Below are 26,013 nucleotides of genomic sequence, written 5' to 3' on the forward strand. Positions count from 1 at the left end.
CAGTTACCGCACTCCAGGAGGCGTCGTGTTCAGTGCCATCGCACGGATCTTCCGCACGCCGGACCTTCGTAAGAAGATCGGCTTCACTCTCGCGGTCATCGCGATCTTCCGGCTGGGGTCATTCATCCCGGCGCCGTACGTCGACTTCCAGCGCGTTCAGGACTGCCTGACGCCACTTTCTGACGGGAGCAACGACACCGCGGCTGGCCTCTACGCGCTGATCAACCTGTTCAGCGGTGGTGCGCTGCTGAAACTGTCGATCTTCGCGCTCGGCATCATGCCGTACATCACGGCGTCGATCATCGTGCAACTGCTGCGGGTGGTCATCCCTCACTTTGAGACTCTCTACAAGGAGGGTCAGTCCGGTCAGGCGCGCCTGACGCAGTACACGCGCTACCTCACCATCGCGCTCGGCATCCTGCAGTCGACCACGCTGATCACCGTTGCGCGCAACGACCAGCTGATCCCCAACTGCACCAACATGCTCGCGCTGCCGACAGCCGACGACCCGGCCGCTGCCGCGGTCGCCCAGGCGATGGGCATCCTGCTCATGGTCATCACGATGACCGCAGGTACCGGGCTCATCATGTGGCTCGGCGAGCTCATCACCGAGCGCGGCGTCGGCAACGGCATGTCGCTCCTGATCTTCACGTCGATCGCCGCAACCTTCCCGAACTCGCTCGTTCAGATCGCGCAGGTGCAGGGCCCGGAGGTCTTGGCGGGTGTGATCGCGATCGGGATCGCCATTATTGCGGCGGTGATCTTCGTCGAACAGTCCCAGCGACGCATCCCGGTGCAATATGCGAAACGAATGGTCGGCCGGCGAACATACGGCGGTAACAACACCTACATTCCGATCAAGGTCAACATGGCCGGCGTCGTGCCCGTCATCTTCGCCTCGTCGCTGCTGTACCTGCCCTCGCTCATCGCGCAGTTCAATCAGCCCGCATCGGGCGCCGACCCCGCACCGTGGGTGAGCTGGATTCAGGCCTACCTGACCCGTGGCGACCACCCGCTGTACATGGCGATGTATTTCCTGCTCATCGTCGGGTTCACCTACTTCTACGTCGCGATCACCTTCAACCCTGAGGAGGTCGCCGACAACATGAAGAAGTACGGCGGCTTCATCCCGGGCATCCGGGCCGGTCGTCCGACGGCCGAGTACCTCGACTACGTGCTGACCCGCGTCACGCTTCCGGGTTCGCTCTACCTCGGGCTCATCGCCCTGCTTCCGTTGATCGCGCTCGTGCTCATTCAGGCGAACCAGAACTTCCCGTTCGGGGGCACCAGCATCCTGATTATGGTCGGGGTGGGTCTCGAGACGGTCAAGCAGATCGACTCGCAGTTGCAGCAGCGGCACTATGAGGGCTTGCTCCGGTGACCCTTCGAGGGCCTCAGGACGACGCCCTTCACGGGCATCAGGGCGGTGCCCGGTTGCTCATCGTCGGCCCTCCCGGTGCGGGCAAGGGGACTCAGGCGGCGCGAATCTCGGATCGGTTCGGGATTCCGACGATCTCGACGGGCGACATCTTTCGCAAGAACATCGCCGACCAAACCGATCTGGGCAAGCAGGTCAAGGCGATCGTGGACTCCGGCGACTACGTCCCTGACTCTCTGACCAACGCTCTGGTCACTGATCGGCTCAACGAGGCGGATGCGGCCGGCGGGTTCCTGCTCGACGGGTACCCGCGCACAACTGACCAAGTTCGCTATCTCGATGAGCGGTTGGCCTCGCACGGCCACTCACTCGACGCTGTCATCCGTCTGGTCGCCAATCAAGACGAGATCGTGCGGCGCCTGAGTCAGCGCGCCATCGACCAGGGTCGCGTCGATGACTCGGCAGAGTCGATCCGGCACCGGCAGGATGTCTACATCCGCGAGACTGCGCCGTTGATCGAGATGTTCCGCGCGAGCGGTCTTCTCATCGAGGTCGACGGTCTCGGCGAGATCGACGAGGTCACCGGGCGGATCTTTGAAGCCCTCGCCGCACGTGGGCTGAACGCCGCCGCGTAACCGGCACCCCCGCGATCTGACGCGGGTTGGCACAAAGCTGCCGGATGTCGTAATGTAGACCCTTGGTGCCTTCCGGCCGCTTCGGCGTGCCTGCGCACTACAAACCCCGCAGATCAGCAAAGCACTAGTAGAGGTATGGCAAAAAAAGACGGCGTCATCGAGCTTGAAGGCTCGGTGCTGGAAGCTCTGCCGAACGCGATGTTCCGCGTGGAGCTGACGAACGGGCACCGCGTGCTCGCTCACATTTCCGGCAAGATGCGCCAAAACTACATCCGGATCCTTCCGGAAGACCGCGTGGTCGTCGAGCTAAGCCCCTACGACCTCACCCGCGGCCGCATTGTCTACCGCTACAAGTAGTTCACCCGAACTGAAGCCCCTAAGGGCTGAGCAGAGCTGAGAAGTAACGAACCTCCGGATTCCGGAGGAACGATGACAGCGAGAGAAGAAGAGTCATGAAGGTCAACCCGAGCGTCAAGCCGATCTGTGACCACTGCAAAGTGATCCGTCGCAACGGCCGCGTCATGGTCATCTGCAAGTCCAACCCGCGCCACAAGCAGCGTCAGGGCTAAAGCCCTGACGCTAGGAAAGTCCTTTCGGACTTTCCGGCTTGTGGTGCCGAGGGCCTCCGGCCTGAGGTTCCCAGGCCAGCCCACAACTCAACATCCACCAGCATCACCAAGAACCTCGCAAGAGGGGACACCCCAGGTCGGAGGCCCGGGCACCGGTGAGGCACAGACCTCCGATTCCTTTCAGGAGTAACGCACATGGCACGTCTTGCCGGTGTCGACATCCCGCGCGACAAGCGCGTGGAAGTGGCACTCACGTACATCTACGGGGTCGGCCGCACTCGCGCGCTGTTCACCCTCAAAGAAACCGGGATCTCCGGTGACATCCGAGTCAAGGACCTGACCGACGACCAGCTCGTCGCTCTTCGTGACTTCATCGAAACCACCTACAAGGTGGAAGGTGACCTGCGCCGCGAGGTTCAGGCCGACATCCGCCGCAAGGTCGAGATCGGCTCCTACCAGGGCATCCGCCACCGTCGCGGGCTTCCCGTGCACGGTCAGCGCACCAAGACCAACGCTCGCACCCGCAAGGGCCCGAAGCGCACCGTCGCCGGCAAGAAGAAGGCAGGCAAGAAGTAATGGCCGCTCCCAAGGCAGCTGCAGCCGGCCGTAAGCCGCGCCGCAAGGAAAAGAAGAACATCGCGGTGGGCCAGGCTCACATCAAGTCGACGTTCAACAACACCATCGTCTCGATCACCGACCCTCAGGGTGCGGTCGTCGCGTGGGCCTCCGGCGGCGACGTCGGACTCAAGGGCTCGCGCAAGTCGACCCCCTACGCCGCGGGCATGGCTGCTGAAGCTGCCGCGCGCAAGGCGCAGGAGCACGGCATGAAGAAGGTCGACGTCTTCGTCAAGGGACCGGGTTCAGGCCGCGAGACCGCGATCCGTTCCCTCACGGCTGCTGGCCTGGAGGTTGGCACCATCAACGACGTCACCCCGCAAGCGCACAACGGAGTTCGTCCGCCGAAGCGTCGCCGGGTCTAACGCACGCAGCTTCACCCCGATTTTTACAACTCAACACACCGGCGGCCCAGCCACCCGCCGTTCTTCCGTGGGCGTCATATGGCGGACGCCCTCGCTGAAAGGAAATACACGTGCTCATTGCACAGCGTCCCACCCTGTCCGAGGAGAGCATCTCCGAGTTCCGTTCGCGGTTCATCATCGAGCCCCTGGAGCCCGGTTTCGGCTACACGCTCGGTAACTCGCTCCGCCGCACGCTGCTGTCGTCCATCCCGGGCGCAGCAGTCACCAGCATCCGTATCGATGGCATCCAGCACGAGTTCTCGACAGTTCCTGGTGTGAAGGAAGACGTCGTCGAGGTCGTCTTGAACATCAAGAACCTCGTCGTCTCCAGTGAGCACGACGAGCCGATCACCGCCTACCTGCGCAAGCAGGGTGCGGGCCAGGTAACGGCTGCCGACATCTCGGCACCGACCGGGGTCGAAATCCACAACCCCGAGCTGGTCATCGCGACCCTCAACGACAAAGCGAAGTTCGAACTCGAACTCACCATCGAGCGTGGCCGCGGCTACGTGTCGGCGACGCAGAACCGCAGCGAGTTCTCCGAAGCGGGTCAGGTTCCGATCGACTCGATCTACTCGCCCGTGCTGAAGGTCACCTACCGCGTCGAGGCGACTCGTGCCGGTGAGCGCACCGACTTCGACCGCCTGGTCGTTGACGTCGAAACGAAGCCGGCGATCACGCCGCGCGACGCCATCGCGTCTGCCGGTCGCACGCTCGTTGAACTGTTCGGTCTCGCCCGCGAGCTGAACTCCGCAGCTGAGGGCATCGAGATCGGACCCGCTCCGGTGGATGCCGTACTCAGCAGCGAACTCAGCATGCCGATTGAAGACCTCGACCTGAGCGTGCGCAGCTACAACTGCCTCAAGCGCGAAGGCATCAACTCGGTCGCGGAGCTTGTTGCTCTGTCGGAGACCCAGCTGATGAACATCCGCAACTTCGGCCAGAAGTCGGTCGACGAGGTGCGCGACAAGCTGACCGAGATGGGCCTCACGCTGAAAGACAGCGTTCCCGGCTTCGACGGCGCGCACTTCTACGGCGGCTACGACGACGACGCGGAGAGCAACTGAGCCCCCGGGCCCGGCTGCTGCTCCTGAGCACGAGAGAGACACAGAATGCCTAAGCCCACTAAGGGTCCCCGCCTCGGAGGCGGCCCGGCTCACGAGCGCCTGCTGCTCGCGAACCTTGCCGCAGCGTTGTTTACGCACGAGAGCATCCAGACGACTGAGACGAAGGCCAAGCGTCTGCGTCCGGTCGCCGAGCGCCTGATCACATTCGCCAAGCGCGGAGACCTGCACGCCCGTCGCCGGGTGCTCGCCGTCATCTCCGACAAGGGTGTCGTGCACAAGCTCTTCACCGAGATCGCCCCGCAGGTCGAGGACCGTGAGGGCGGCTACACCCGCATCACGAAGACCGGCTACCGCAAGGGTGACAACGCTCCGATGGCGGTCATCGAGCTCGTGCTCGAGCCCGTCGTGAAGAAGCCGTCGGCGAAGAAGGCCGCGGCCGCGAAGGTTGCGTCCGAGAAGCCTGCCAAGGTCGCCAAGCCCGAGATCGACGAGACCACCGAGGCCCCGGCCGACGAGGACTCCGCCGTCGAGGCAGTCGAGGCCGACGAGGTAGAGGCCGACCAGGTCAATGCGGCAGCAACCGACGAGGCTGTCGAGACCCCCGAGGTCGAGACCCCCGAGGTCGAGACGCCCGCCGAGGACGCAGAAAAGTAGACCACCCATGAGGGGCCCGCTGAGCAGCAGGATCGTCGCACCCGCGGCGGTTGAGTTGCCCTCGGGCCCCTCTGGTGTTTCCTGGCGACGCATCACTTTCGACGACGTCGATGCACTCGTCGAACTGAATGCCGCGATTGCTGCGGCCGATCATCCGGAATGGTCGGAAACCCGCGACGAGGTCGATGAGGAGCTCCGGCATTCCTGGGTGCAGCTCGACGCGGACACCGTGATTGCGGAATCCGACGGCCAGGTCGTCGCCTATGGCCTGCAGATCTTGCCGCCCGAGCCCGAGACGGTGGTGCGCTCGATTGCCTTCGGCGGAGTCCGGCCGTCGCATCGGGGCCGTGGCATCGGTCGCGAGTTGCTCGCCTGGCATCGCACGCGAGCCCGCCAACAGTTCGCGGCATCCGATCTCGACCTACCGGGTTGGCACATGCTCTACGTCGAAGAGGCGAACGAGAGCGGTCTGCGCCTCGCGCATCACGTCGGGATGCCGCTGGTGCGCTACTTCACCAAGATGATTCGGGATCTCGGGGACGACATCCCGAACCTGTCACTCGACCCGGCGCTGAAGCTCGTGACGCCAACGGTCGCGGACATCGACCGGCTACTGATCGCGCGCAACGAGACGTTCCGTGACCACTGGGGCAGTCAGCCGACGTCGGCGGAGGGATGGGAGTCGTTCACCGGGCAGCCGACCTTCCGCCTCGATCTGTCGGTGATCGCGCTCGATGGCGACCGAGTGGTGGGGTTCGTGCTCACCCAGGTCGTGCCCGACGACTTCGACCGGCAGGGGTATGTGGGCGGCTACATCCCGCTGATCGGCGTCACGCGCGACTGGCGCAAGAAGGGTGTCGCGCCAGCCCTCATCGCGGAGGCGTTGCGCCGCTATCGGCTGGAGGGTCACGAGAAGGTGGCGCTGGATGTCGACAGCGAGAACCCGTCGGGAGCGCTCAGCCTCTACACCGGGATGGGGTTCCACCCTGAGTCCCGTAGCGTCGCGTTCGTCGAAGAATTCTGAGGCTATTCGGGTGTGGGCACCGCGAGGGCGGTCGAGTCGTCGCGCAACGGCGGCAACTCGGCGAGACGTTCGACGGCCGCTTCGATCGTGGCGGTGAACACCCCAGCGCCGATCGGCCCGAAGTGGATCTGGTCTCGTGCCAGTTCGCCGAGGATCGGCTGCGCGGCGTCGTACCAGTTCGCCAACTCGACGTTGCGGTAGACGAGCGCGAACGACGAAAGTTCGGCGTTCACCCCGGGGATCCAGCCACGGGGTGCCTGAGCGTTGACGAGGATGAGTTCGCGGTTCGGCCCGATGATGGTGCGAATCCGATCGAGAGTTGAACGCTCGATCGGGCCGTTTGTGCCGAGCGCCACAACGACGACCGTGCGCAGTGATCCGTCATCGAGCTGGCTCTGCACGATTCCGGGTGCCGAGTACATCTGGCGGGAGACCGCCGCGTCGATCGCGATGCCCGGAAACTGCTGCTGGAGGGCGGGCGCCGCGGCGAGCATGACCGAGTCGCCGATGGCCGTGATCTGATCGCCGGTCGCGATCTGTGCTCCGGGGGTCGCCTGCGGCGCCGGGGTGGCACCGGCATCCACAATCGCTTGCTGACCGGCCTCAATGATCGCTTCAGTTTCGCCGCGTCCTGGGTCGGAGAGCGCCGCGGCCACCCCGACCCCGGCCAGCGCGATCGTCACCACCATCGCGAGACTCGCGCCGAGAGCCCGAAGGCTGCGCGGCCGAACGTTGAGCACAGCGCGGGCTGTCGCGCGGAACCCGAGGCGGCGCACCGGCTGTTCGACGAAGCGGTAGGAGAGACTCGCCGCCACCACCGTGATCGCGAGGGCGATACCGCCGAGCGCCCAGCCCTCGAGGCCTTCGTGCGGCCAGGTGGGGAGCCCATAGCTGAGCAACACGAAAACGGGCCAGTGCCAGAGGTAGAGACCGTAGCTGCGCAGGCCGACCCAGCGCAGCGGCGGCCGGTCGAGAACCCGCGCCAACCGGGACCCGGGAACGAGGAGAGACGCGATCGCCACGGCGCTCAGCACGGCGACCAGTGCCAACCCGCCACGGTAGGTCAACGGCGAATCTCCCGGCATGAAAATGGCGAGGGCGACGAGTCCGGCCACCGCGAGCGGACCGGCAATCGCCAAACTTGAGCGCAGCGCCCGGCCGTCCATCGGTCGACCCAGGACGAGCACCGCAAGGAAGGCGCCGATCGCGAGGCCAAAAGAGTGGGTGTCGGTGCCGTAGTACACGCGCGTCGAGTCGGCCGGATTCACGAGCACGGCCATGGCTGTCGCCGACGCAACGGCGAGCGCACCGATTCCCGCAAGCTTCAGCCAGCGCGGGATGCGGACCACAACGAGCACGAGCAGCAGCGGCCAGAGCAGGTAGAACTGCTCCTCAACCGCGAGCGACCACAGATTGCGGAACAGCTCGGGCATACCGGCGTCGAAGTAGGTCGAACCGGCGGCGATGAACAGCCAGTTGCTCGAAAATGTCACCGCGCCAGCCACCTGGGTGCCGATCCCGACCAGGGCATCACTGCCGGCGGTGAGGGCGGCAGCGGTGCAGACCAGCAGCAGCACGAAGAGCGCCGGGAGCAGTCGACGGGCGCGACGGGTCCAGAATCCGCTCAGTGAGATCCGGCCCACGCTCGCCCGTTCACGCAGCAGCAGTGTCGTGATCAGGTAGCCGCTCACGACAAAGAAGATGTCGACGCCGAGGTAACCACCGACGAGGGTTCCCGGCACGAGGTGGAAGACGATCACGGTCGCGACAGCGAGGGCACGGATGCCGTCGAGGCCGGCCACCCGGAAGGCGGTGTTGGGCCTTGTCGTCGGGGTCGTCGAAGGCGGTGTCATGTGGGGGAACTCCGCCGACCAGCGTAGCTCCGCGACGGGACCGAGGCGGCGTCGTGGAACACCGAGATCGGTGGGGGAGAATTCTCGAGTGACTCGCATCCGGCTCGACCTCGCCTACGACGGCACCGAGTTCAGCGGCTGGGCGAAACAGCCGGAGCTGCGCACCGTGCAGGGCGAACTCGAGGCGGCGCTCGCCACGATCTTCCGCACTGAGGGTGACGCGCCGGTCGTGACGGTCGCCGGCCGCACCGACGTCGGCGTGCACGCGACGGGGCAGGTTGCCCATCTGGACCTCACCGACACACAGATCGCCGACCTCGACCGTCCACCTCGCGGCGGGTCCGCGCCGCGAGGTCTGGGCACCCTGGTGCGGCGTCTCAACGGAATCGCCGGAGCCGCGGGCGACATCCATGTGCAGAGTGCGACACTCGCGTCCGAAGGCTTCGACGCCCGGTTCTCGGCCACCTGGCGCCGCTACGAATACCGCATCGCGGATGCCAGCGCCCTGCACGACCCTCGACGTCGCGCTTACGAGATGTGGCATCCAACGGTCCTTGACGACGCAGCGATGTCGGAGGCCGCGACCTCGCTGCTCGGGCTGCATGACTTCGCCGCGTTCTGTCGTCCACGGGAAGGCGCCACGACCATCCGCACCCTTCAGGAATTCGCGTGGGCACGGGATGTCGACGGTGTCCTCGTCGCGCGGGTGCAGGCCGACGCGTTTTGCCGCAGCATGGTGCGCGCCCTGGTCGGCTCCTGTCTCGCGGCCGGAGACGGGCGGCTCGGCGTCGCACGGGTGGCTGAGGTGCGCGACGAGCAGACGCGCGGATCGGATTTTGCGGTCGCGCCCGCCAAGGGGCTCACCCTGGTCGGAGTCGGCTACCCACCGGCGGCGGACCTCGTTGCGCGAGCCGCTCAGACGCGCGCGCGACGTGCAGCGCCGGCTTCGTTTGACCCGGATGATGGGCTGGACTAGTCTTACGAAGTTGCCTCCAGTCGGAGGCCGCAATCCGAGCCCTCCACCGCAGGGTTCCCGCTCATCTCTATTCCAGAGAAATCTGAATTTCGGAGACATCTAGCGAGAACGCTCACCGGAGTGGGATTCACGAACTCCTCGAAGAAAGCAGTTCCTACTGTGACGCGTACGTTCAGCCCTAAGCCGGCGGACATCAAGCGCGACTGGGTCGTCATTGACGCGACCGATGTCGTTCTGGGTCGTCTGGCCAGTCACGCCGCCGTTCTCTTGCGCGGCAAGCACAAGCCCACCTTCGCTCCGCACATGGACATGGGTGACTTCGTGATCGTCATCAACGCCGAGAAGGTGGCCCTGACCGGTCAGAAGCTCGAGAAGAAGCTCTCCTACCGCCACTCCGGTTACCCGGGCGGGTTGTCGGCTCAGACCTACGTCGAGATGCTTGAGAAGCACCCGACGCGCGCCGTCGAGCAGGCCATCCGCGGGATGCTGCCGAAGAACTCGCTGGGTCGTGCCCAGATCAAGAAGCTCAAGGTCTACGCGGGCGCCGAGCACCCGCATGCTGCGCAGCAGCCGACGGCCTACACCCTGAACCAGGTTGCCCAGTAGGGCTCTGGAAAAAGCTAAGGATTTCGGACATGGCCAAGATTGAAGACACCATCGACAGCGAGACGCTGTCCAGCTTCTCGACCGAGACTCCGGCCGAGCAGGTCGTTGCTCCTCGTACCCCCCGCATCGTCAACGTGCCCGGTTCGGCCGTCGGCCGCCGCAAGGAGGCGATCGCTCGTGCTCGCCTGAACCCGGGTTCGGGCACCTTCAAGGTGAACGGTCGCACGCTCGAGGAATACTTCCCGAACAAGCTGCACCAGCAGCTGATCACCGACCCGTTCAAACTCCTCGAACTCACGGGCAGCTACGACGTGATCGCGAAGATCACCGGCGGTGGCCCCTCGGGTCAGGCCGGTGCGCTGCGCCTCGCGATCGCTCGCACTCTCAACGAGATCGACCGCGAGAACAACCGTCCCGCCCTCAAGAAGGCCGGCTTCCTGACTCGTGACGCTCGCGTCATCGAGCGCAAGAAGGCCGGGCTCAAGAAGGCCCGCAAGGCTTCCCAGTTCTCGAAGCGCTGATCCGGGCCCGGTAGGGCGATGTCACGCCTCTTCGGAACCGATGGCGTTCGCGGCTTGGCGAACGGTGCGTTGATCACCGGCGACTTCGCCCTCAGCCTCGCTCAGGCGGCAGCGACGGTCCTCACTCAGGGACGTCACGCCGAACGTCGGCGCGCTGAAGGGCGGCGTCCGCGCGCGGTGCTCGCGCGCGACCCGCGCATCTCGGGAGAGTTCATCTCTGCCGCGGTCGCCGCTGGGCTCGCGAGTTCGGGGATCGACGTGCTCGACGCGGGCGTCATCCCGACCCCCGCCGCGGCGTTTCTGGTCGACGATATCGGCGCTGACTTTGGGGTCGTTGTCTCGGCCTCGCACAACCCGGCACCCGACAACGGGATCAAGTTCTTTGCCTACGGGGGCACCAAACTTCCCGACGAAGTCGAAGACCGTATTGAGGCCGCGCTTGCCGCTCCCGAGCTACTGCCGACCGGCGGGGACGTGGGGCGCATCCGTCGGTTCTCGGATGCCGAAGATCGCTACGTCGTTCATCTCCTCGGCACTCTCGACGTGCGGCTCGACGGTCTCCACGTCGTCATCGACTGCGCGAACGGTGCTGCTGCCGGCATTTCACCCCGGGTTTTTGCGGATGCCGGAGCAGTCGTTACCACGATCGGCGACGACCCTGACGGTCTGAATATCAACGACGGCGTTGGATCGACCCACCTCGGACCGCTCCGCGCGAAAGTGCTCGAACTCGGCGCCGACCTCGGAATCGCCCACGACGGCGACGCCGACCGGTGCCTGGCCGTCGATGCGAACGGCGAGATCATCGACGGTGACCGCATCATGGCGATCCTCGCGATCTCCATGCGGCAGCGGGGTCTTCTCGCGGCCGACACGCTAGTTGCCACCGTGATGAGCAACCTCGGGTTGCGCCTCGCGATGGCCGAGCACGGCATCACGATGCTCGAGACGGCGGTGGGTGACCGGTACGTGCTCGAGGCGCTCGCCGAACTCGACCTGTCACTCGGTGGAGAACAGTCGGGGCACATCGTGTTCCGCCGCTTCTCGACCACGGGCGACGGGGTACTCACCGGGTTGCATCTGGCAGCCGAGGTTGCCCGGACGGGAAAGCCGCTCGCCGAGCTCGCCGCCGCGATGACCGTGTACCCGCAGGTGTTGGTCAATGTCGCGAACGTCGACCTGACACGGCTCTCCTCCGATCCTGAGATCGCGGCAGCAGTCGCCGCCGTGACCGTGCGGTTGGGAACGACCGGCCGGGTACTTCTGCGACCGTCGGGCACGGAACCGCTCGTGCGGGTCATGGTCGAAGCGGCCGACGGGGATGCCGCCACGTCGATCGCCGCAGAACTCGCCGAGGTCGTCCAGCGCCGACTGGCCTTTTAGACTGACGGCCATGCGAGTGCGCCTTGGCCTCTTCACCCTCATCTCATTCGTCGCGTTTTTGGTCGCGTTTGGGGTGGCCTCGTTCGTCGTTGATCCCGAGAACCTGGGCCTTCGGATCGGGCTGTATGTCGTCGCACTGGTGGCTGTGATCGCGACAATCCTGCTGGGAGTCTTCACCCTCGTCCTTCCGCTCTTCGGCCGCACCGGTGTCTCCGCAGCTCAGCTCGGCTCAGCTGTGACGGCGGGACGTACCGCATTCGCGCGAGTCCGTCAGGCGCGCGCGACCGGAGCGCGTCTCAACAACGGATCGGCGTATGCGGTGACTCTCGTCGTCGCCGCGACAGATCTGCCCGCCTACACCGTGAGCGACACCGTTCGCATCGCGCAATCTGACGGCGCGCTCGTCGGTCGTGGCGAAATCATTACCGTTGTGCGACTGGCTACCGATCGGCCCCAGGTGGTTGCGATCAAGGGACCCAACTCGACGCCGCAGGATGCCGCGGTGCCGAATGATGCACCGGTGTGGCCCGGTCAATGAATCGCGTCGACGTGCTGGTCGCCGTCGGGACATGGTCATGATCGTGCGCGTGGTGTCGCACGTCGTCTTCCAGCTGATCGTCGGGGCCGGTATCGGCGGGGTCATCGGTGAGCTCGTGACGGGCGACTGGCTGTACACGATTGTCTGGTCGACCGCGATCCCACTTTTCATCCTGGCGGGCACGTTTGCCAGCAGCACGTCCCGGACGCCCACGTCGCCGACGGGCATCCGGCGGGTCCCCGGGATCGTTGCCTCGGCAGCTTCGATTCCGGTCGCGCGCGTCGCGGTGCTCAATCCCGAGCCCACTGCGGTCCCGATCACTGCCACCACGGTGGCGGAACCGGCGGCGGCAACGGTCGTTCCCGTCGCGCCTGCAGGCGCGATACCCCTCCGGCCCACCGTGCCGTGGTGGAGTCGCGCGCTCGCGATCTCGGTCATCCTGGTCGGGGCGGCGATCACGCTTATTCCGTCGTACCGAATCATCGGCTGGACGGCCGGCAACATCGCGCAGGGTCGATTCTGGGACGGCAACGACATGCGCACCGGACTTCACCAGCAGGAAGCAGTGGATGACTTAGCTCACGCGGTGGGCACGTACAAGTTCGTGAATATCTCCTTCTACGACAGCTACGTCATCGCTGAGGCACCGACATCTTCGACATCCGTTACGACTGATCGCTATGTCTGGCGGTATGGCCGGATCGAAAGTCGAGATCCCGAGAGTGCGGCGATCGACGGCGCGTTCGATGCATCCCGGATCGATTTCTCGATCGTGGGAGAGCTCGTCGAGAGGTCCAAGCAGGATGCCGGCTGGGACTCCTTCGAATCGTTCTACCCCTCGGTTCGGATGTCGAACGAGGGGATTGTCGAAGTCGACATCTCTCTGAGTTCGGCATATTTCAGCGCGACCTACCGTTACACGACCTCAGGAGATGTGATCGACCGCTCCGGGACAGGACTCGACTAATGCCGCTTGAGGGTGACTACGCACCGAGCACCAGCGAATGGGCTCGCACGCAAGCCGAACGGTACGAGGCGTCGGGCGGCCGGGAGGCTGACGAGCTGCGCGGCAAGCCGATCATTGTGCTGACGACGGTCGGCGCGAAGTCGGGCAGCCTGCGCAAGACCGCGCTCATGCGCGTCGAGCACGGCGGTGTGTACGCGGTCGTCGCATCGCGCGGCGGTGCACCGGAAAACCCACAGTGGTACTACAACCTCGTTGCGAACCCGCAGGTCGAGCTCCAGGACGGCCCAGCGAAGCACGACTATGTCGCTCGCGAGGTCACGGGAGCCGAGAAGGAGCCGTGGTGGGATCGTGCGGTCGAGGCCTGGCCCGACTACGTGAACTACCAGCTCAAAACATCGCGGCAGATCCCGGTGTTCGTGCTGGAACGCTCCGTCTAGATCTTCCGGAGCAGCACCGTCGAGACCGAGTGGTTCGGTCCCTTGCGCAGCACGAGTGATGCGCGCGCGCGCGTCGGCAGGATGTTGTGCTCAAGGTTGGGTCCGTTGATTTCGCGCCAGATCTCTCGGGCGCGCTCCTCGGCTTCCGGTTCGGTGAGTGACGAGTAGCGGTGAAAGTACGACGTCGGATCAGCGAAAGCACCGCGTTGGAGACCGAGGAATCGCTCGACGTACCAGGTCTCGATGTCGCTGGTGCGCGCATCCACATAGATGGTGAAATCGAACAGGTCGCTCACCGCGAGGCGACCGTTGCTGGGCGGTTGCAGCACGTTGAGACCCTCGACGATGAGCACGTCGGGTCGCCGCACTGTCACCGTTTCGTTGGGCACGACGTCGTAGACCAGGTGTGAGTACACCGGCGCGCGCACGTCGGCGACACCGCTCTTCACGTCGGACACGAAACGCAGCAGTGTGCGTCGGTCGTAGCTCTCGGGGAACCCTTTGCGGTCCATCAGGCCGCGGCGCTCGAGTTCTGCGTTCGGCCACAAGAATCCGTCAGTCGTCACCAACTCAACGTTCGGGGTGTCCGGCCAGCGGGCGAGCAAATCCCGCAGCAACCGGGCGGTGGTGGATTTGCCGACCGCGACTGATCCGCCGATGCCGATGATGAACGGCGTGGGGCTGACTTCTTGGCGAAGGAACGCATTCGCGGCGGCCCCCGTCGCGCGGGCACCCACGACGTAGAGATTGAGCAGTCGACTCAGCGGTACGTAGACCTCCGCCACCTCGGCAAGGTCGAGAGTCTCGCCGAGACCTCGGAGTCGTCCGACCTCGTCTTCGCTCAGCTGATGGGGGGTCGTCGGAGCGAGCGCCGCCCATTCCGCGCGATCAATCTCGAGGAAAGGGGTGGAGCTGCTTCGGGGCGAACCTGCGTCGGACATCGCTGACCAGGAAAACATAGAATCGGGGTCATGTGTGGCATCGTCGGGTACGTCGGCCCTGGAAGCAGCCTCCAGGTGCTGATGAGCGGTCTCAAGCGACTCGAGTATCGAGGCTACGATTCGGCCGGAGTCGCGGTGCTCGACGACGCCGGGCACCTGGGAACCCGCAAGAAGGCGGGCAAACTCGGGATGCTCACCGACGAGCTCGCCGACACCCCGATCCCCGACGGCCACACCGGCATCGGTCATACCCGGTGGGCCACTCACGGCGGTCCGACGGATGGGAATGCGCATCCGCATCTGGGGGATGGCGGCAAGCTAGCTCTCATCCACAACGGGATCATCGAGAACTTCGCCGAACTCAAACGCGGCCTGCTCGCTCAGGGCGCCGAGTTCACCAGCGAGACCGACACCGAGGTCGCCGCGTTGCTGGTCGGATCGCTGTACAACGAGACCGGTGACCTGACGACGGCCTTGCGTCGCACCGTGGCCCAGCTCGAGGGCGCGTTCACGCTTCTGGTCGTGCATGAAGACGAACCCGGAGTCGTGGTCGGGGCTCGCCGCAACTCGCCCCTCGTGATCGGCCTGGGCGATGGTGAGAACTTCCTCGGATCCGATGTCGCAGCGTTCGTGGAATACACCCGCCGCGCGATGGAGATCGGTCAGGACCAGATCGTCACCATCAGACCCGATTCGGTCGTCGTGACTGACTTCGCGGGCAACCCGGTGGCGACTCGCGAGTTCGAGGTGGCCTGGGATGCTTCTGCCGCCGAGAAGGGTGGCTGGCCGACCTTCATGAAGAAGGAGATCAGCGAAGAGCCCGAGGCCGTCGCCAAGACCCTGTTGGGCCGTGTTGTCGAGGGCACCATCAGACTGCCCGAGCTGGCGGTCATTGACGAGCTTTTCGCGGGCATCACCCGCATCATTCTGATCGGCTGCGGTACCGCGTCCTACGCGAGCATGGTCGGCAAGTACGCCATCGAGGCCTGGGCGCGCATTCCGGTCGAGGTCGAACTCTCACACGAGTTTCGGTACCGCGATCCGGTGATCGATGAGCACACTCTCGTCGTCTCGGTGAGCCAGTCGGGCGAGACGATGGACACCCTGATGGCCGTGCAGTACGCCAAGAAACACGGCGCGCGCACGCTTTCGATCTGCAATACCCAGGGCGCCACCATCCCGCGCGAATCGGATGCCGTGCTCTACACGCACGCCGGACCCGAGGTTGCGGTCGCGTCGACGAAAGCGTTCGTCGCCCAGGTCACCGCGCTCTACCTCCTCGGTCTGCACTTCGCCGCACTGCGCGGGAAGCTGACGCCGGACGCGATCGCCGAGCTCGCGATCGAACTGCAGAACCTGCCCGACAAACTTGACCAGGTCGTCGAGTCGAGTTCGGAGCGCATCGCGGAGTTCGCGAAGTGGATGGGCGATGTGCAATCCGTTCTGTTCCTCGGCCGTTATGCGGGATACCCGATCGCCCTCGAAGGGGCGCTGAAGCTCAAAGAGCTGGCTTACATCCATGCCGAAGGGTTCGCCGCAGGCGAGCTCAAGCACGGACCGATTGCGCTGATTGAGCCGGGGCAATTGGTGATTGTCATCGTGCCGTCGCCGCGCGACCCGAACTCTCTGCATGCCAAGGTGATCTCCAACATCCAAGAAATTCGGGCACGCGGTGCCCGAGTCATCGCGATCGCCGAAATCGGCGACGTTGAGGTGATCCCGTTCGTTGACGAGGTCATCCGCATCCCGTTCGCCGGTCCGCTGTTCGAGCCGCTCCTGGCGGTGGTGCCGCTTCACGTGTTTGCGATGGAGCTGGCAACCGCAAAGGGTCTGGATGTCGACCAGCCTCGCAATCTCGCCAAATCCGTCACCGTCGAGTGACGCTGACCGTGGCGATCGCGGGAATTGGGATCGACGTCGTCGACCTTGCTCGGTTCGAGCGGGCGATGTCACGGACTCCCGCTCTGCGCGACCGGTTGTTCGCTGAGAGCGAACGCGACCTTCCGCTGAGGTCCCTGGCCGGCCGGTTTGCGGCGAAAGAAGCCTTTATGAAGGCGCTGGGAGAATCCACCGGGGTGCGCTGGCACGACATGGTGGTGGTCGCGGACGAAACGGGCAACCCGTCGATCGTGCTCTCCGGGGCCGCCGCCCAGATCGCCGCACGCCGAGGAATCGGCGCCGTCCACCTCTCGATGTCGCACGATGCGGGCGTCGCGATCGCCCAGATCATCGCGGAGTTTCTCGAAAGTCCCGACGCGTGAACGCCATCCGCGAAGCGAAGATCGACCTCGACGCGGTGCGGTCGAACTTCGCGGTGCTGAGCGTGGCCGTTTCGCCCGCTCAGGTGCTCGGCGTCGTCAAGGCCGACGCCTACGGGCACGGCGCCGTCGGTGTCGCGCGAGCACTCGAAGAAGCCGGGGCAGGATGGCTCGGTGTCGCCGACCTCGGCGAAGCGCGCGAGTTGCGTGAAGCCGGAATCGCGACCCCGATCCTCGCCTGGTTGCACGGACCGCACCTCGACGCCGAGTTTGCGGCTCAGCACGGCATCGACCTCGGGGTCAGCACGATCGACCAGCTCGAACGTGCCGCGAGCGCCGGAGCCACGGTGCAGCTGAAACTCGACACCGGTCTGAGCCGTAACGGCTTTGCGCCGGGCGAAGCGGAGGCCGCCTTCGCCCGAGCAGCAGAGTACGAACGCCGCGGGCAGCTGCACGTTCGCGGGATCTTCTCGCACCTCTCCAACACCTCGGCTGCTGATGACGATCTTCAGGCGGCACGGTTCACCGAACTGCTCGACGCGGCGCGGGATGCCGGGCTCGATCCCGAACTGCGTCACCTCGCGTCGACCCAGGCGGCCCTCGTGCGTCCCGAGTTGCGGTTTGACCTCGTGCGAATCGGGATCGGGCTTTACGGGGTCGGGTACTCCGACGAGGTCGACCCGGCGACCCTGGGGCTGCGACCCGTCATGGAGTTCGCGGCATCCGTCGCCGCCGTGCGTCGGGTGGCAGCAGGCTCCGGGGTGTCGTACGGCTACCTGCACCGCGCCGACCACGACACCACCCTGGCGCTCATTCCCGTCGGGTACGCCGACGGTGTTCCCCGTTCTGCCTCGGGCCGCGGAGTCGTCTCGATCGGCGCAAAGCAGTACCCGAACGTCGGCCGGATCGCGATGGATCAGCTTCTCGTCGACGTCGGCGACGACGACGTTGCGGTGGGCGACCGCGCGGTGCTCTGGGGCGATCCGGCATCCGGGGCTCCGAGTGCAGCCGACTGGGCACGCGCGGCGGACACTATCGGATACGAAGTCGTGACCCGAGTCGGTGCCCGCGTGCCGCGAACGTATTTTGAGGGCACGGCTGTTCAGGGCGCGGCTGCACCGTGACGACCCGCCTCACGATCCCGGATGCCGATGCGATGGAGGCTCTCGGGGCGCGGCTCGCGGCGCTGCTGGCCGCGGGCGATCTGGTCGTGCTCGACGGTCCCCTCGGGGCAGGCAAGACAACGTTAACCCGTGGCGTGGGCGCAGCCCTCGGAGTGCGGGGCTCGGTCACCAGCCCAACCTTTGTGCTCGCGCGCGAGCATCCCACCGAGGCGGGAGTGCCGCTCGTTCATGTCGACGCCTACCGGTTGAACAGCGCGGTTGAACTCGACGACCTCGACCTCGACTACGACGGCGCGATCGTCGTGGTCGAGTGGGGGGCAGGCAAACTGGATGGCGTGGCCGAGTCGTGGATCGACGTTGCGATCTCGCGGGCGGCGGCTGACGATTCGCGGGCGGTCACGATCGATGGCCATGGTTCGCGCTGGGGTGAGCTTGACGCGGCACTGGCCGCACCCGCAACCTAGGCTCGACTCGTGCTGCTCGCGATCGACACCTCCGCGGGAACCAGCGTCGCCGTTGTCGAGGGCGCCCGTACCCTCGCCTTCGCGTCGGAGCCCGGCACGCGGCACCATGCCGAGGCGATCGGGGTGCTGATGCAACGGGCTCTAACCGAAGCCGGCGTTTCTCCCGACCAGATCACGGGCGTGGTCGCAGGCATGGGCCCGGGACCATTCACGGGCCTCCGCGTCGGGATTGCCGCAGCGCGGGCCTTCGCGTTCGGCATCGGCGTTCCCGTGCATCCGATCGTGTCGCACGACGCCGTCGCGTACGGCCACGACGGTCGCGTGCTGGTCGTGACCGATGCGCGCCGCAAAGAGGTTGCCTGGTCGTTGTACCAGGACGGCCTGGTCCTCGACGGCCCGCACCTCGTGGCCCGTGACGGTTTCGGCGCGATCGAAAGCCTCCACCCCGGGGTGCCGATTCTGAACCCCGCCGAGGTGAGCGCGGCATCCCTCGGGCTCGTCGCCGAGCTGCTGCTGGCGGCGGGTGGCGCGCTGGGCCCGGCGGAACCGCTGTATCTGCGCGCCCCCGATGTCACGATGCCGGTGGTTAAGAAGTGACCGGGATGCTGCGGCGCGCGACGCCGGATGACCTCGAGGCGATCATGGCGATCGAGACGACGACCTTCACCACGGACGCCTGGTCGTCGAACATGATGGCGGAAGAACTCAACGGGCCGCACGGCTACTACCTCGTGGCCGAGACGGAGGCCGGCGGGCTCGACGGGTATGCGGGGCTGCTCGCTCCGCAGGGTTCGGGGCAGGCCGACATCCAGACCATCGCCGTTGTCGAGACGGCCCGCCGCGCGGGGCTGGGTCGCACGCTGATGCTCGCGCTGCTCGACGAAGCCCGGCGCCGGGACGCTGCCGAGGTGTTCCTCGAGGTGCGTGCCGACAACCCGGGCGCGCAGGCGTTGTACCGCGAGCTCGGCTTCGACGAGATCGCGGTGCGGCCCAACTATTACCAACCCGACGGCATCGACGCCGTGATCATGCGACTCGAACTTCTCGCTGCGGGCGACCTCTGATGACCTTCGACGGAGGGGGCGGCCCGCTCGTCCTGGGCATCGAGACGTCGTGCGACGAGACGGGCGTCGGCATCGTGCGCGGCACCGAGCTGTTGGCCAACGTCATTTCTTCGAGCATGGATGAGCACGCCCGCTACGGCGGCGTCGTCCCGGAGGTCGCGGCGCGGGCGCATCTTGAAGCACTGCGCCCGACCCTGGAGGCCGCCCTGGCCGAAGCCGGAGTCGGCCTCAATGATCTCGACGCCATTGCCGTCACCGCGGGACCGGGGCTGGCCGGCGCGCTCATGGTCGGAGTGGGAGCCGCGAAAGCGCTCGCCATTTCGCGCGGCCTTCCGCTCTACGGGGTCAACCACCTGGTCGGGCACGTCGGCGCCGACCTGTTGCGCGCTGACGGAGGCGACCTCGAAACGCCCACCATCGCGCTGCTGGTCTCGGGCGGACACACCTCGCTGCTTCTGGTTCGCGACCTGACGCGCGACGTCGAGCTGCTCGGTGAGACTCTCGACGACGCCGCCGGTGAGGCGTTCGACAAGGTGGCTCGTCTGCTCGGTCTGCCCTATCCGGGAGGCCCCCGCATCGACGCGGAGGCCGCGAAGGGCGACCCGAACGCGATCCGCTTCCCGAGGGGGCTCACGCATCCGAAGGATCTCGACAGGCACCGCTACGACTTCTCGTTCTCGGGCCTCAAGACCGCCGTCGCCCGCTACGTGGAGCAAGCGGGCGGCGAGGTCAACATCCCGGATATCGCGGCGTCATTTCGCGAATCGGTCGCCGACGTTCTCACCGCGAAGGCGATCGCGGCGTGCCGGGATTTGGGCGTTCCACGCCTGCTGCTCGGCGGCGGGGTGGTCGCAAATAGCCGGGTGCGCGAATTGGCCACCGAACGTGCGGCCGAAGCTGGAATCGCGCTGCGTATTCCACCGCTGACGCTGTGCACCGACAACGGCGCGATGATCGCGGCGCTCGGGGCGAGGCTCGTCGCCGAAGGGCACGCGCCGTCACTCCTCGACTTTGGCGCGGACTCGACTCTGCCCGTAACGATCGTGCAGACGTAGCGCCAACGACTGGTCGACGTTCGGGGAGTTTGCTGCGCTAGACGCGTTCGACCAGGATCGCGGCGCGCGAGCCCGCGATGCGGGTCAGCACCAACGTTGCCGAACGGTCGCCGTCGAGGGCGAGCCGGGTGCGGAATTGCGCGGGATCGATGTCGACTCCCCGCTTCTTGATTTCCAGAGTTCCGATGCCCTGGGCGCGCAACTCGCGCTTGAGCGTTTTCAGATCAAGGGGGTAGCGCTCGAGCACCCGAAACGACTGGCCGAAGGGCGACGCGACCGGGGTGTGCAACGTGATCCAGGCGATCGTCGGGTCGAGCATCCGACCGTCGACGCTTCGAGCGAGGTCTCCGATCAACCGTGCGCGGATGACGGTGCCGTCAGGTTCGAGCAGATACTCGGCAAGATCGCCGGGTTCGGCATCCGGGGAATCCGCTGCGGCGGTGAGCTCGGCCGGGCCAGCCGCGCCCAGAACGAGCGCCGCGCGGCCAACGCCTGAGCGCGCGAGAGGCCCCGACCAGAGCACCAGCTCGACGACATCCCGATCAACCGAAACCCACTGTGCTTCGACGCCGTCCGGGATGAGGTCGCGCGGCAGGCCCGGGCCCAGTTTGATCCCGGTCGGGAGTCGCGAGGCGAGGTCGAAAGCCCAGTCGAGCGAGGGTGACCAGTCGCCGGGGTCGGTGAGACGCCCCGACCCGTTGCGTCGCGCAGGGTCAAGCCACACGCCGCCAACGCCCGCGAGGTCGGCATCCTCGGCGGAACCCAGTTCCACCCGCGCCGTGGGGAAGGGGGCGAGGTTGAATGAGGCAACCGCTGCCGTCAGTTCGTCGCGTTCGACGGCGACAACTCCGAGGTCGAGGGCGGCCATCGCGAGTGAGTCCGCACCGATCCCGCAGCCGAGGTCGGCGACCACGTCGATACCGGCCCCAGCGAATCGCCCCGCGTGCAGCGCGGCAACCCGCAATCGTGTCGCCTGCTCGAGACCGTCGGGGGTGAACAGCATCCGGTCGGCAAAGTCGCCGAACTTGGGGCGAGCTTTCGCGCGTAGCCGGGACTGCTCAAGCACCGCCGCGACGAGGCCGCCGTCGTGCCCGGCCGCGCGCAATTTCGAGACGACTCGCAGCACATCCGCCGTCGCGGCGATGTCGCCGACGTCATCCAGCAGTCGCAGGCCCTCGGGCGTGAGGATCCGGCGTAGGTCTGCGACCTCCATCCCGCCATTCTGACGTGCGCGGATCAGGATGGCGACCGCGCACCGGTCGTCGAACGATCAATGGATGCCAAGCTTCCTGAACCACGCACGTTGGGCACCGCGCACTCGAGACTGGCACTCGCATTGATCGACTGCTAACGAGACGCTAAGGTGGTCTCTGGCACTCTCAGTCGGACTGTGCCAACTGAACTTCAGAACAGAGCCTTTAGAAAGAGGTCACACGTGTCGGTCTCCATCAAGCCGCTCGAGGATCGCATCGTCATCAAGCAGGTCGACGCCGAGCAGGTCACCGCGTCGGGTCTCGTGATTCCCGACACCGCGAAGGAGAAGCCCCAAGAGGGCGAGGTCGTGGCAGTCGGACCGGGTCGCATCGACGACAACGGCAACCGCGTTCCGCTCGACATCAAGGTCGGCGACAAGGTCATCTACTCCAAGTACGGCGGCACCGAGGTGAAGTTCGGCGGCGACGACCTGCTGGTGCTCTCGGCTCGCGACGTTCTTGCGGTCATCGGCTGACCCCAGCTTCTGCTGACCAGGTTTACTCCCGAAAGGCCCCGCTCCGGCGGGGCCTTTCGCGTGCGGCTAGGTTGAAGCGGTGCCCCCCGCTCCGCCGCCGCAAAGCCGCGCGGGTTACCTCTACGCGATCCTCGCCTACCTGCTCTGGGGCTTCCTTCCGGCATATTTCCTGCTGCTGCGGCCGTCGGGGGCGTTCGAGGTTGTCGCGTTCCGCATCCTCATGTCGCTCGCGTTCTGTGTCATCCTGCTGAGCATCAGCCGCGGTTGGCAGCGCGTCGGGGCGATCATCCGCGATCGGCGAACCCTGCTGCTGATAGCGGGCGCAGCGGTCGCGATCTATCTCAACTGGCAGATCTTCGTACTGGCTGCCCTCGCCGGACACGTCATCGAGGCCTCACTCGGCTATTTCATCAACCCGATCGTGACGGTTCTGCTGGGCGTGCTGGTGTTGCGCGAGAAGGTGCGGCCCGCGCAGTGGGTCGCCCTCGGGATCGCCTTCGCGGCGATTCTGGTGATCGCGATCGGGTACGGCAGCTTCCCGTGGATCGCGCTCGGGCTCGCCTTCAGCTTCGGTTCGTACGGACTGATCAAACGCGTGGTCGGTAAATCAGTCGACGCCGTCAGCGGCTTGACCATCGAGACCGCGTGGCTGGTGCCGGTCGCGGTCGTCCAACTCATCCTGGTCGGCGCGATCGGTGGCGGGATTGCTTTCGGCAACAACGGCGCGGGGCACACGATCGCGATGCTGTGTGCAGGCGTGGTCACGACCGTGCCGCTGCTGTTGTTCGCGTCGGGGGCACGCCGCATCCCGTTGGTCGCTCTCGGGATGACCCAGTTCCTGGCGCCGATCCTGCAGTTCTTCTTTGGGTGGCTCATTCTGCACGAGGTGATGCCGCCCGAGCGCTGGGTCGGCTTCGGGCTGGTCTGGCTGGCCCTTGTCGTGCTGATGTCCGACCTCATCCTGACCTCGCGTTCAGCGCGACGCGCCTCCCTCGAGCGCGTCTGACTCGCCGTTAGGGTTCTGACGGAGCCGTCGGAAGGGAGCCCGGGGATGCCACGCCAGCTCGTTCGCAATCATCTCGTTCGCCGTCAGCTCCTTCGGGGGGTCGCGGCAGCCGGACTCGCCGTCATGCTGGCCGCTGTCGCCGGGTGTAGTGCCACTCCCACCCCAACACCGACGCCCTCGCCGACACCGACTCCTACGGGCGACGGTGTTCTGACGATCGGCACTCTCTTCCCATCGAGCGGCGGGGTCACCTTCATCGGCCCCGCGCAGGTCGCTGGCGTCAACGCCGCGGTGCGCGAGATCAACGCCGCGGGGGGTGTGAACGGGCAGCCGGTCGTCGTCGTCAATCGCGATTCGGGCGACGCCACCTCGCAGCTGGCCGAGGAGTCGTTTGCCGCCCTGGTCGCGGCGAAAGTGGATGTCATCATCGGACCGTCATCCTCGGTGCTGGCTCAGCGACTCCTGAAGCCGGCGGCGGATGCCGGAATCCCGCTCATCTCGCCGGCCGCAACGTTCCCACAACTCACCGTGCTCGATACCGCGGGAATCTTCTCGCGCACCATCGCCTCGTATCCACACCAGGCGATCGTGCTGGCCGACGTGTTCGCGCAGAAGAACGTGAAATCGGTCGCCCTCGTCTACGGCGACGACGCTCTCGGCACGTCGCTCTCAGCGGCGCTGGTCTCCAGTCTGGATGCCGCGGGAATCGATCTGACCGCCATCAAGGTGACGAAGGATTCGGATGCCGCGAAGATCGCCGCGGATGTCAAGGCAGCGGCCCCGGATGCTGTGGTGCTGGCAACCCTGGACAACGGCGACCAGACCAAGGCGCTCATCACGCAGCTCTCGGCCGCCGACTTTGGCGGAGCGAAACTCTGGCTGACCACCCAGAACTTGGCCGACTATTCGCAAGCCCTGCCGGCCGGCTTGCTCAACACCGCCAACGGCATCCTCGACGGCGCGTCACCGGATGCTGGATTCCAGGCGAAAGTGAAGGCGGAAGATCCGGGAGTGATCGACTTCCACTACGCGGCTGAGGCCTACGACGCGACGATTCTGGCCGCACTCGCCGCCGAGCTCGCTCACGACGACGGCGGGGCATCGATCTCGCGTGAGCTTCAAGCGGCATCTGTGGGGGGCATCAAATGCACAAGTTTCGGGGAATGCCTCGACGTGCTCACGACCCAAAGCGACATCGACTATGACGGCGTGAGTGGGTCCGTCAACCTCGACGAGAATGGCGATGTCGTCCGCGGAACGTACGGAATCGTCGTCTACAACGGCGAAAACAAGTACTCCCTGGTCTCGACTCGCGTCGGCTAGAGCCGCGTAACGATTAGGTTCCGGTGTCGACGGAACGGCAAAAACTTCTGATCGCGTAATCCTGGCGAAACAAAACTCCCGTACCGTCAGGGCATCGCACTCGCCGGGCACGAGACAACTTGCCCTGTGACCGACGTGTGCAGCCAAGACCCAGCAAGTCACATCGATAAACAGAAAAGGTGAAACCCTATGAAGGGATTCAAGAAGGCCACGATCGCTATCGCGATCGGCGTCTCGGCGGCCATTGCGCTCGCCGGCTGTGGTACCACCGGCGGTACCGGTGGTACCGGCGGCAGCACTGAGGCGTACAAGATCGCGTATCAGGGCCCGCTGACCGGCGACAACTCGGCCTACGGCTCGTACGCCAAGGCCGGCATCGAGGTCGCGCTCGCCGACTACACGGCAGCCAACCCGAACGCTCCCAAGGTGACGGTCGTTTACTCCGACACCCAGGGTGACCCGGCGCAGGCTCCGGCCGTCGCGACCGACCTCATCAACGACAAGGCCGTTCTCGGCGTCACCGGCCCCGCCTTCTCGGGCGAGACCAAAGCGACGGGCCCGGCGTACGCCGAAGCCGGTCTGGTGACCGTCTCGATGTCGGCGACCAACCCCGACCTGTCGAAGAACAACTGGACAACCTTCCACCGCGTCGTCGCGCCGGACTCCGCTCAGGGCCCCGCCGCCGCTGCGCTCATGGTCAACACCCTCAAGTACAAGACGGTGTACGTCGTCGATGACTCGAGTGACTACGGCGTCGGTCTGGGCGACGAGATTCGCACGGCGCTGGGTTCGGTCCTGATCGGTAGCGACAAGGTTCAGGTCAAGGACACCGACTTCTCCGCCACCGTCACCAAGGTGAAGGCGTCTGGCGCCGAAGCGATCTACTACGCGGGCTACGCCCCGGAAGCCGCTCTCTTCATGAGGCAGCTCCGTGACGGCGGCTACACGGGTGTCTTCCTCTCGGGCGACGGCACGGTCGACGCGGCGTTCCTCACCGCTGGCGACTTCACCGACGGCGCGATCCTGACGTTCCCCGGCATCCTCGACGCGAGTGACGCGTTCAAGGCCAAGTGGAGCGCCCTCACGGTTGCTGACAAGGGCGAGATCGGTGCCTACACGCTCGAGGCGTACGACGCCGCGACGGTTCTGCTCAACGGCATCGCCGCGGGCAACGTGACGCGTGCCGACCTGCTCAAGTTCGTGAACGCGTACGACGCTGACGGCATCACCAAGCACATCAAGTTCACCCCCGGCGGTGAAATCGATGGCGCCTCGGGTGTCTTCTACTACACGGTCAAGGGTGGCAAGACGATCTACGGCGGCCCGGCCGAGTAATCCGTTGATGCACCGGGGTCTCTGACCCCGGTGCATCATGGGACCGTCTTCTTCAGGTGCGGCTGGGTCTCTACTGGCCCGGCCGCA

Annotated in this window: 30 protein-coding genes; 27 read left to right on the plus strand and 3 right to left on the minus strand. The window is 65.9% G+C overall.

Annotation, left to right across the window (positions count from 1 at the left end; genetic code table 11):
- Positions 1–25 precede the first annotated feature (25 nt).
- The 9 genes from secY (at position 26) to ABIR17_RS10500 (ending at position 6,346) form a co-directional block, all read left to right on the plus strand.
- A complete protein-coding gene (gene secY / locus ABIR17_RS10460; protein ID WP_348004336.1) occupies positions 26–1,381 on the plus strand; it encodes a preprotein translocase subunit SecY in 1,356 nt (451 codons plus the stop codon).
- Entirely contained in the window at positions 1,378–2,013 is a 636-nt protein-coding gene (locus tag ABIR17_RS10465) for an adenylate kinase (protein ID WP_348004337.1), read from the plus strand. Before secY ends, ABIR17_RS10465 begins: the two co-directional genes overlap by 4 nt.
- A gap of 135 nt (positions 2,014–2,148) precedes the next feature.
- Positions 2,149–2,370, plus strand: coding sequence for a translation initiation factor IF-1 (gene infA, locus ABIR17_RS10470; RefSeq protein WP_348004338.1), 222 nt, complete (start codon positions 2,149–2,151; stop codon positions 2,368–2,370).
- A gap of 95 nt (positions 2,371–2,465) precedes the next feature.
- Positions 2,466–2,582 (plus strand): 50S ribosomal protein L36, encoded by a 117-nt coding sequence (gene rpmJ / locus ABIR17_RS10475; protein WP_055821300.1) that lies wholly within the window; start codon positions 2,466–2,468, stop codon positions 2,580–2,582.
- A gap of 195 nt (positions 2,583–2,777) precedes the next feature.
- On the plus strand, positions 2,778–3,158 hold the full coding sequence (gene rpsM / locus ABIR17_RS10480) for a 30S ribosomal protein S13 (RefSeq protein WP_348004339.1): 381 nt from the start codon (positions 2,778–2,780) through the stop codon (positions 3,156–3,158).
- Positions 3,158–3,562: a 30S ribosomal protein S11 gene (gene rpsK, locus ABIR17_RS10485; protein WP_348004340.1), complete on the plus strand. Its 405-nt coding sequence runs from the start codon at positions 3,158–3,160 to the stop codon at positions 3,560–3,562. The genes rpsM and rpsK overlap by 1 nt, the downstream gene beginning before the upstream one ends.
- A 110-nt stretch (positions 3,563–3,672) precedes the next feature.
- Positions 3,673–4,668, plus strand: a complete 996-nt coding sequence (locus ABIR17_RS10490; protein WP_348004341.1) for a DNA-directed RNA polymerase subunit alpha — start codon at positions 3,673–3,675, stop codon at positions 4,666–4,668.
- 45 nt (positions 4,669–4,713) lie between these two features.
- A complete protein-coding gene (gene rplQ, locus ABIR17_RS10495) occupies positions 4,714–5,322 on the plus strand; it encodes a 50S ribosomal protein L17 (protein ID WP_348004342.1) in 609 nt (202 codons plus the stop codon).
- Positions 5,323–5,329: 7 nt separating this feature from the next.
- A complete protein-coding gene (locus ABIR17_RS10500; RefSeq protein WP_348004343.1) occupies positions 5,330–6,346 on the plus strand; it encodes a GNAT family N-acetyltransferase in 1,017 nt (338 codons plus the stop codon).
- 2 nt (positions 6,347–6,348) lie between these two features.
- On the opposite strand, the gene ABIR17_RS10505 is transcribed toward ABIR17_RS10500, so the two are convergent.
- Positions 6,349–8,199 (minus strand): acyltransferase family protein, encoded by a 1,851-nt coding sequence (locus ABIR17_RS10505; RefSeq protein ID WP_348004344.1) that lies wholly within the window; start codon positions 8,197–8,199, stop codon positions 6,349–6,351.
- Positions 8,200–8,287: 88 nt separating this feature from the next.
- Between ABIR17_RS10505 and truA the strand changes: the two genes are divergently transcribed.
- From truA to ABIR17_RS10540, 7 genes are all read left to right on the plus strand, one after another.
- Positions 8,288–9,175 (plus strand): tRNA pseudouridine(38-40) synthase TruA, encoded by an 888-nt coding sequence (truA, locus tag ABIR17_RS10510; RefSeq protein WP_348004345.1) that lies wholly within the window; start codon positions 8,288–8,290, stop codon positions 9,173–9,175.
- A gap of 159 nt (positions 9,176–9,334) precedes the next feature.
- On the plus strand, positions 9,335–9,781 hold the full coding sequence (gene rplM, locus ABIR17_RS10515) for a 50S ribosomal protein L13 (protein WP_348004346.1): 447 nt from the start codon (positions 9,335–9,337) through the stop codon (positions 9,779–9,781).
- Positions 9,782–9,810: 29 nt separating this feature from the next.
- Positions 9,811–10,302, plus strand: coding sequence for a 30S ribosomal protein S9 (gene rpsI, locus ABIR17_RS10520; protein WP_348004347.1), 492 nt, complete (start codon positions 9,811–9,813; stop codon positions 10,300–10,302).
- An 18-nt stretch (positions 10,303–10,320) separates the two neighbouring features.
- Positions 10,321–11,685, plus strand: coding sequence for a phosphoglucosamine mutase (gene glmM, locus ABIR17_RS10525; RefSeq protein WP_348004348.1), 1,365 nt, complete (start codon positions 10,321–10,323; stop codon positions 11,683–11,685).
- A gap of 10 nt (positions 11,686–11,695) precedes the next feature.
- Positions 11,696–12,223, plus strand: coding sequence for a hypothetical protein (locus ABIR17_RS10530; protein WP_348004349.1), 528 nt, complete (start codon positions 11,696–11,698; stop codon positions 12,221–12,223).
- A 31-nt stretch (positions 12,224–12,254) separates the two neighbouring features.
- Positions 12,255–13,190: a hypothetical protein gene (locus ABIR17_RS10535; protein WP_348004350.1), complete on the plus strand. Its 936-nt coding sequence runs from the start codon at positions 12,255–12,257 to the stop codon at positions 13,188–13,190.
- A complete protein-coding gene (locus ABIR17_RS10540) occupies positions 13,190–13,627 on the plus strand; it encodes a nitroreductase family deazaflavin-dependent oxidoreductase (protein WP_348004351.1) in 438 nt (145 codons plus the stop codon). Before ABIR17_RS10535 ends, ABIR17_RS10540 begins: the two co-directional genes overlap by 1 nt.
- Here ABIR17_RS10540 and coaA read toward each other — a convergent pair.
- Positions 13,624–14,568, minus strand: a complete 945-nt coding sequence (gene coaA / locus ABIR17_RS10545; protein ID WP_348004352.1) for a type I pantothenate kinase — start codon at positions 14,566–14,568, stop codon at positions 13,624–13,626. The genes ABIR17_RS10540 and coaA overlap by 4 nt on opposite strands.
- A 30-nt stretch (positions 14,569–14,598) precedes the next feature.
- Here coaA and glmS point away from each other — a divergent pair, with 30 nt between their 5' ends.
- Genes glmS through tsaD form a run of 7 tightly spaced genes read left to right on the plus strand, consistent with a single transcriptional unit; the run spans position 14,599 to position 20,533 of the window.
- Entirely contained in the window at positions 14,599–16,449 is a 1,851-nt protein-coding gene (glmS, locus tag ABIR17_RS10550) for a glutamine--fructose-6-phosphate transaminase (isomerizing) (RefSeq protein ID WP_348004353.1), read from the plus strand.
- Positions 16,446–16,829, plus strand: a complete 384-nt coding sequence (locus ABIR17_RS10555; RefSeq protein ID WP_348004354.1) for a holo-ACP synthase — start codon at positions 16,446–16,448, stop codon at positions 16,827–16,829. Before glmS ends, ABIR17_RS10555 begins: the two co-directional genes overlap by 4 nt.
- Positions 16,826–17,950 carry an alanine racemase gene (gene alr, locus ABIR17_RS10560; protein ID WP_348004355.1) on the plus strand — a complete coding sequence of 375 codons (1,125 nt, stop codon included), beginning with the start codon at positions 16,826–16,828 and terminating at the stop codon, positions 17,948–17,950. The genes ABIR17_RS10555 and alr overlap by 4 nt, the downstream gene beginning before the upstream one ends.
- The gene (tsaE, locus tag ABIR17_RS10565; protein ID WP_348004356.1) at positions 17,947–18,414 is read left to right on the plus strand and encodes a tRNA (adenosine(37)-N6)-threonylcarbamoyltransferase complex ATPase subunit type 1 TsaE; all 468 of its coding nucleotides are present in this window, start codon (positions 17,947–17,949) and stop codon (positions 18,412–18,414) included. Before alr ends, tsaE begins: the two co-directional genes overlap by 4 nt.
- Positions 18,415–18,423: 9 nt before the next feature.
- On the plus strand, positions 18,424–19,011 hold the full coding sequence (gene tsaB, locus ABIR17_RS10570; RefSeq protein ID WP_348004357.1) for a tRNA (adenosine(37)-N6)-threonylcarbamoyltransferase complex dimerization subunit type 1 TsaB: 588 nt from the start codon (positions 18,424–18,426) through the stop codon (positions 19,009–19,011).
- Between the two features lie 5 nt (positions 19,012–19,016).
- Complete coding sequence (gene rimI, locus ABIR17_RS10575) at positions 19,017–19,478, plus strand: ribosomal protein S18-alanine N-acetyltransferase (protein WP_348004525.1); 462 nt, start codon at positions 19,017–19,019, stop codon at positions 19,476–19,478.
- Positions 19,478–20,533, plus strand: coding sequence for a tRNA (adenosine(37)-N6)-threonylcarbamoyltransferase complex transferase subunit TsaD (gene tsaD / locus ABIR17_RS10580; protein ID WP_348004358.1), 1,056 nt, complete (start codon positions 19,478–19,480; stop codon positions 20,531–20,533). Before rimI ends, tsaD begins: the two co-directional genes overlap by 1 nt.
- Positions 20,534–20,570: 37 nt before the next feature.
- Here the strand turns inward: tsaD and ABIR17_RS10585 are convergent, their stop codons facing one another.
- Positions 20,571–21,746 carry an SAM-dependent methyltransferase gene (locus tag ABIR17_RS10585; RefSeq protein WP_348004359.1) on the minus strand — a complete coding sequence of 392 codons (1,176 nt, stop codon included), beginning with the start codon at positions 21,744–21,746 and terminating at the stop codon, positions 20,571–20,573.
- A gap of 222 nt (positions 21,747–21,968) precedes the next feature.
- Here ABIR17_RS10585 and groES point away from each other — a divergent pair, with 222 nt between their 5' ends.
- The 4 genes from groES (at position 21,969) to ABIR17_RS10605 (ending at position 25,926) form a co-directional block, all read left to right on the plus strand.
- Positions 21,969–22,262 carry a co-chaperone GroES gene (groES, locus tag ABIR17_RS10590; protein ID WP_348004360.1) on the plus strand — a complete coding sequence of 98 codons (294 nt, stop codon included), beginning with the start codon at positions 21,969–21,971 and terminating at the stop codon, positions 22,260–22,262.
- 79 nt (positions 22,263–22,341) lie between these two features.
- Positions 22,342–23,268 (plus strand): EamA family transporter RarD, encoded by a 927-nt coding sequence (gene rarD / locus ABIR17_RS10595; RefSeq protein ID WP_348004361.1) that lies wholly within the window; start codon positions 22,342–22,344, stop codon positions 23,266–23,268.
- A gap of 45 nt (positions 23,269–23,313) precedes the next feature.
- Positions 23,314–24,591, plus strand: coding sequence for an ABC transporter substrate-binding protein (locus ABIR17_RS10600; protein ID WP_348004362.1), 1,278 nt, complete (start codon positions 23,314–23,316; stop codon positions 24,589–24,591).
- Between the two features lie 189 nt (positions 24,592–24,780).
- Positions 24,781–25,926: a branched-chain amino acid ABC transporter substrate-binding protein gene (locus ABIR17_RS10605; protein ID WP_348004363.1), complete on the plus strand. Its 1,146-nt coding sequence runs from the start codon at positions 24,781–24,783 to the stop codon at positions 25,924–25,926.
- Positions 25,927–26,013: the final 87 nt, after the last annotated feature.

It is taken from the genome of Pseudolysinimonas sp. (assembly GCF_039912695.1).
Taxonomy (GTDB): Bacteria; Actinomycetota; Actinomycetes; order Actinomycetales; family Microbacteriaceae; genus Pseudolysinimonas_A.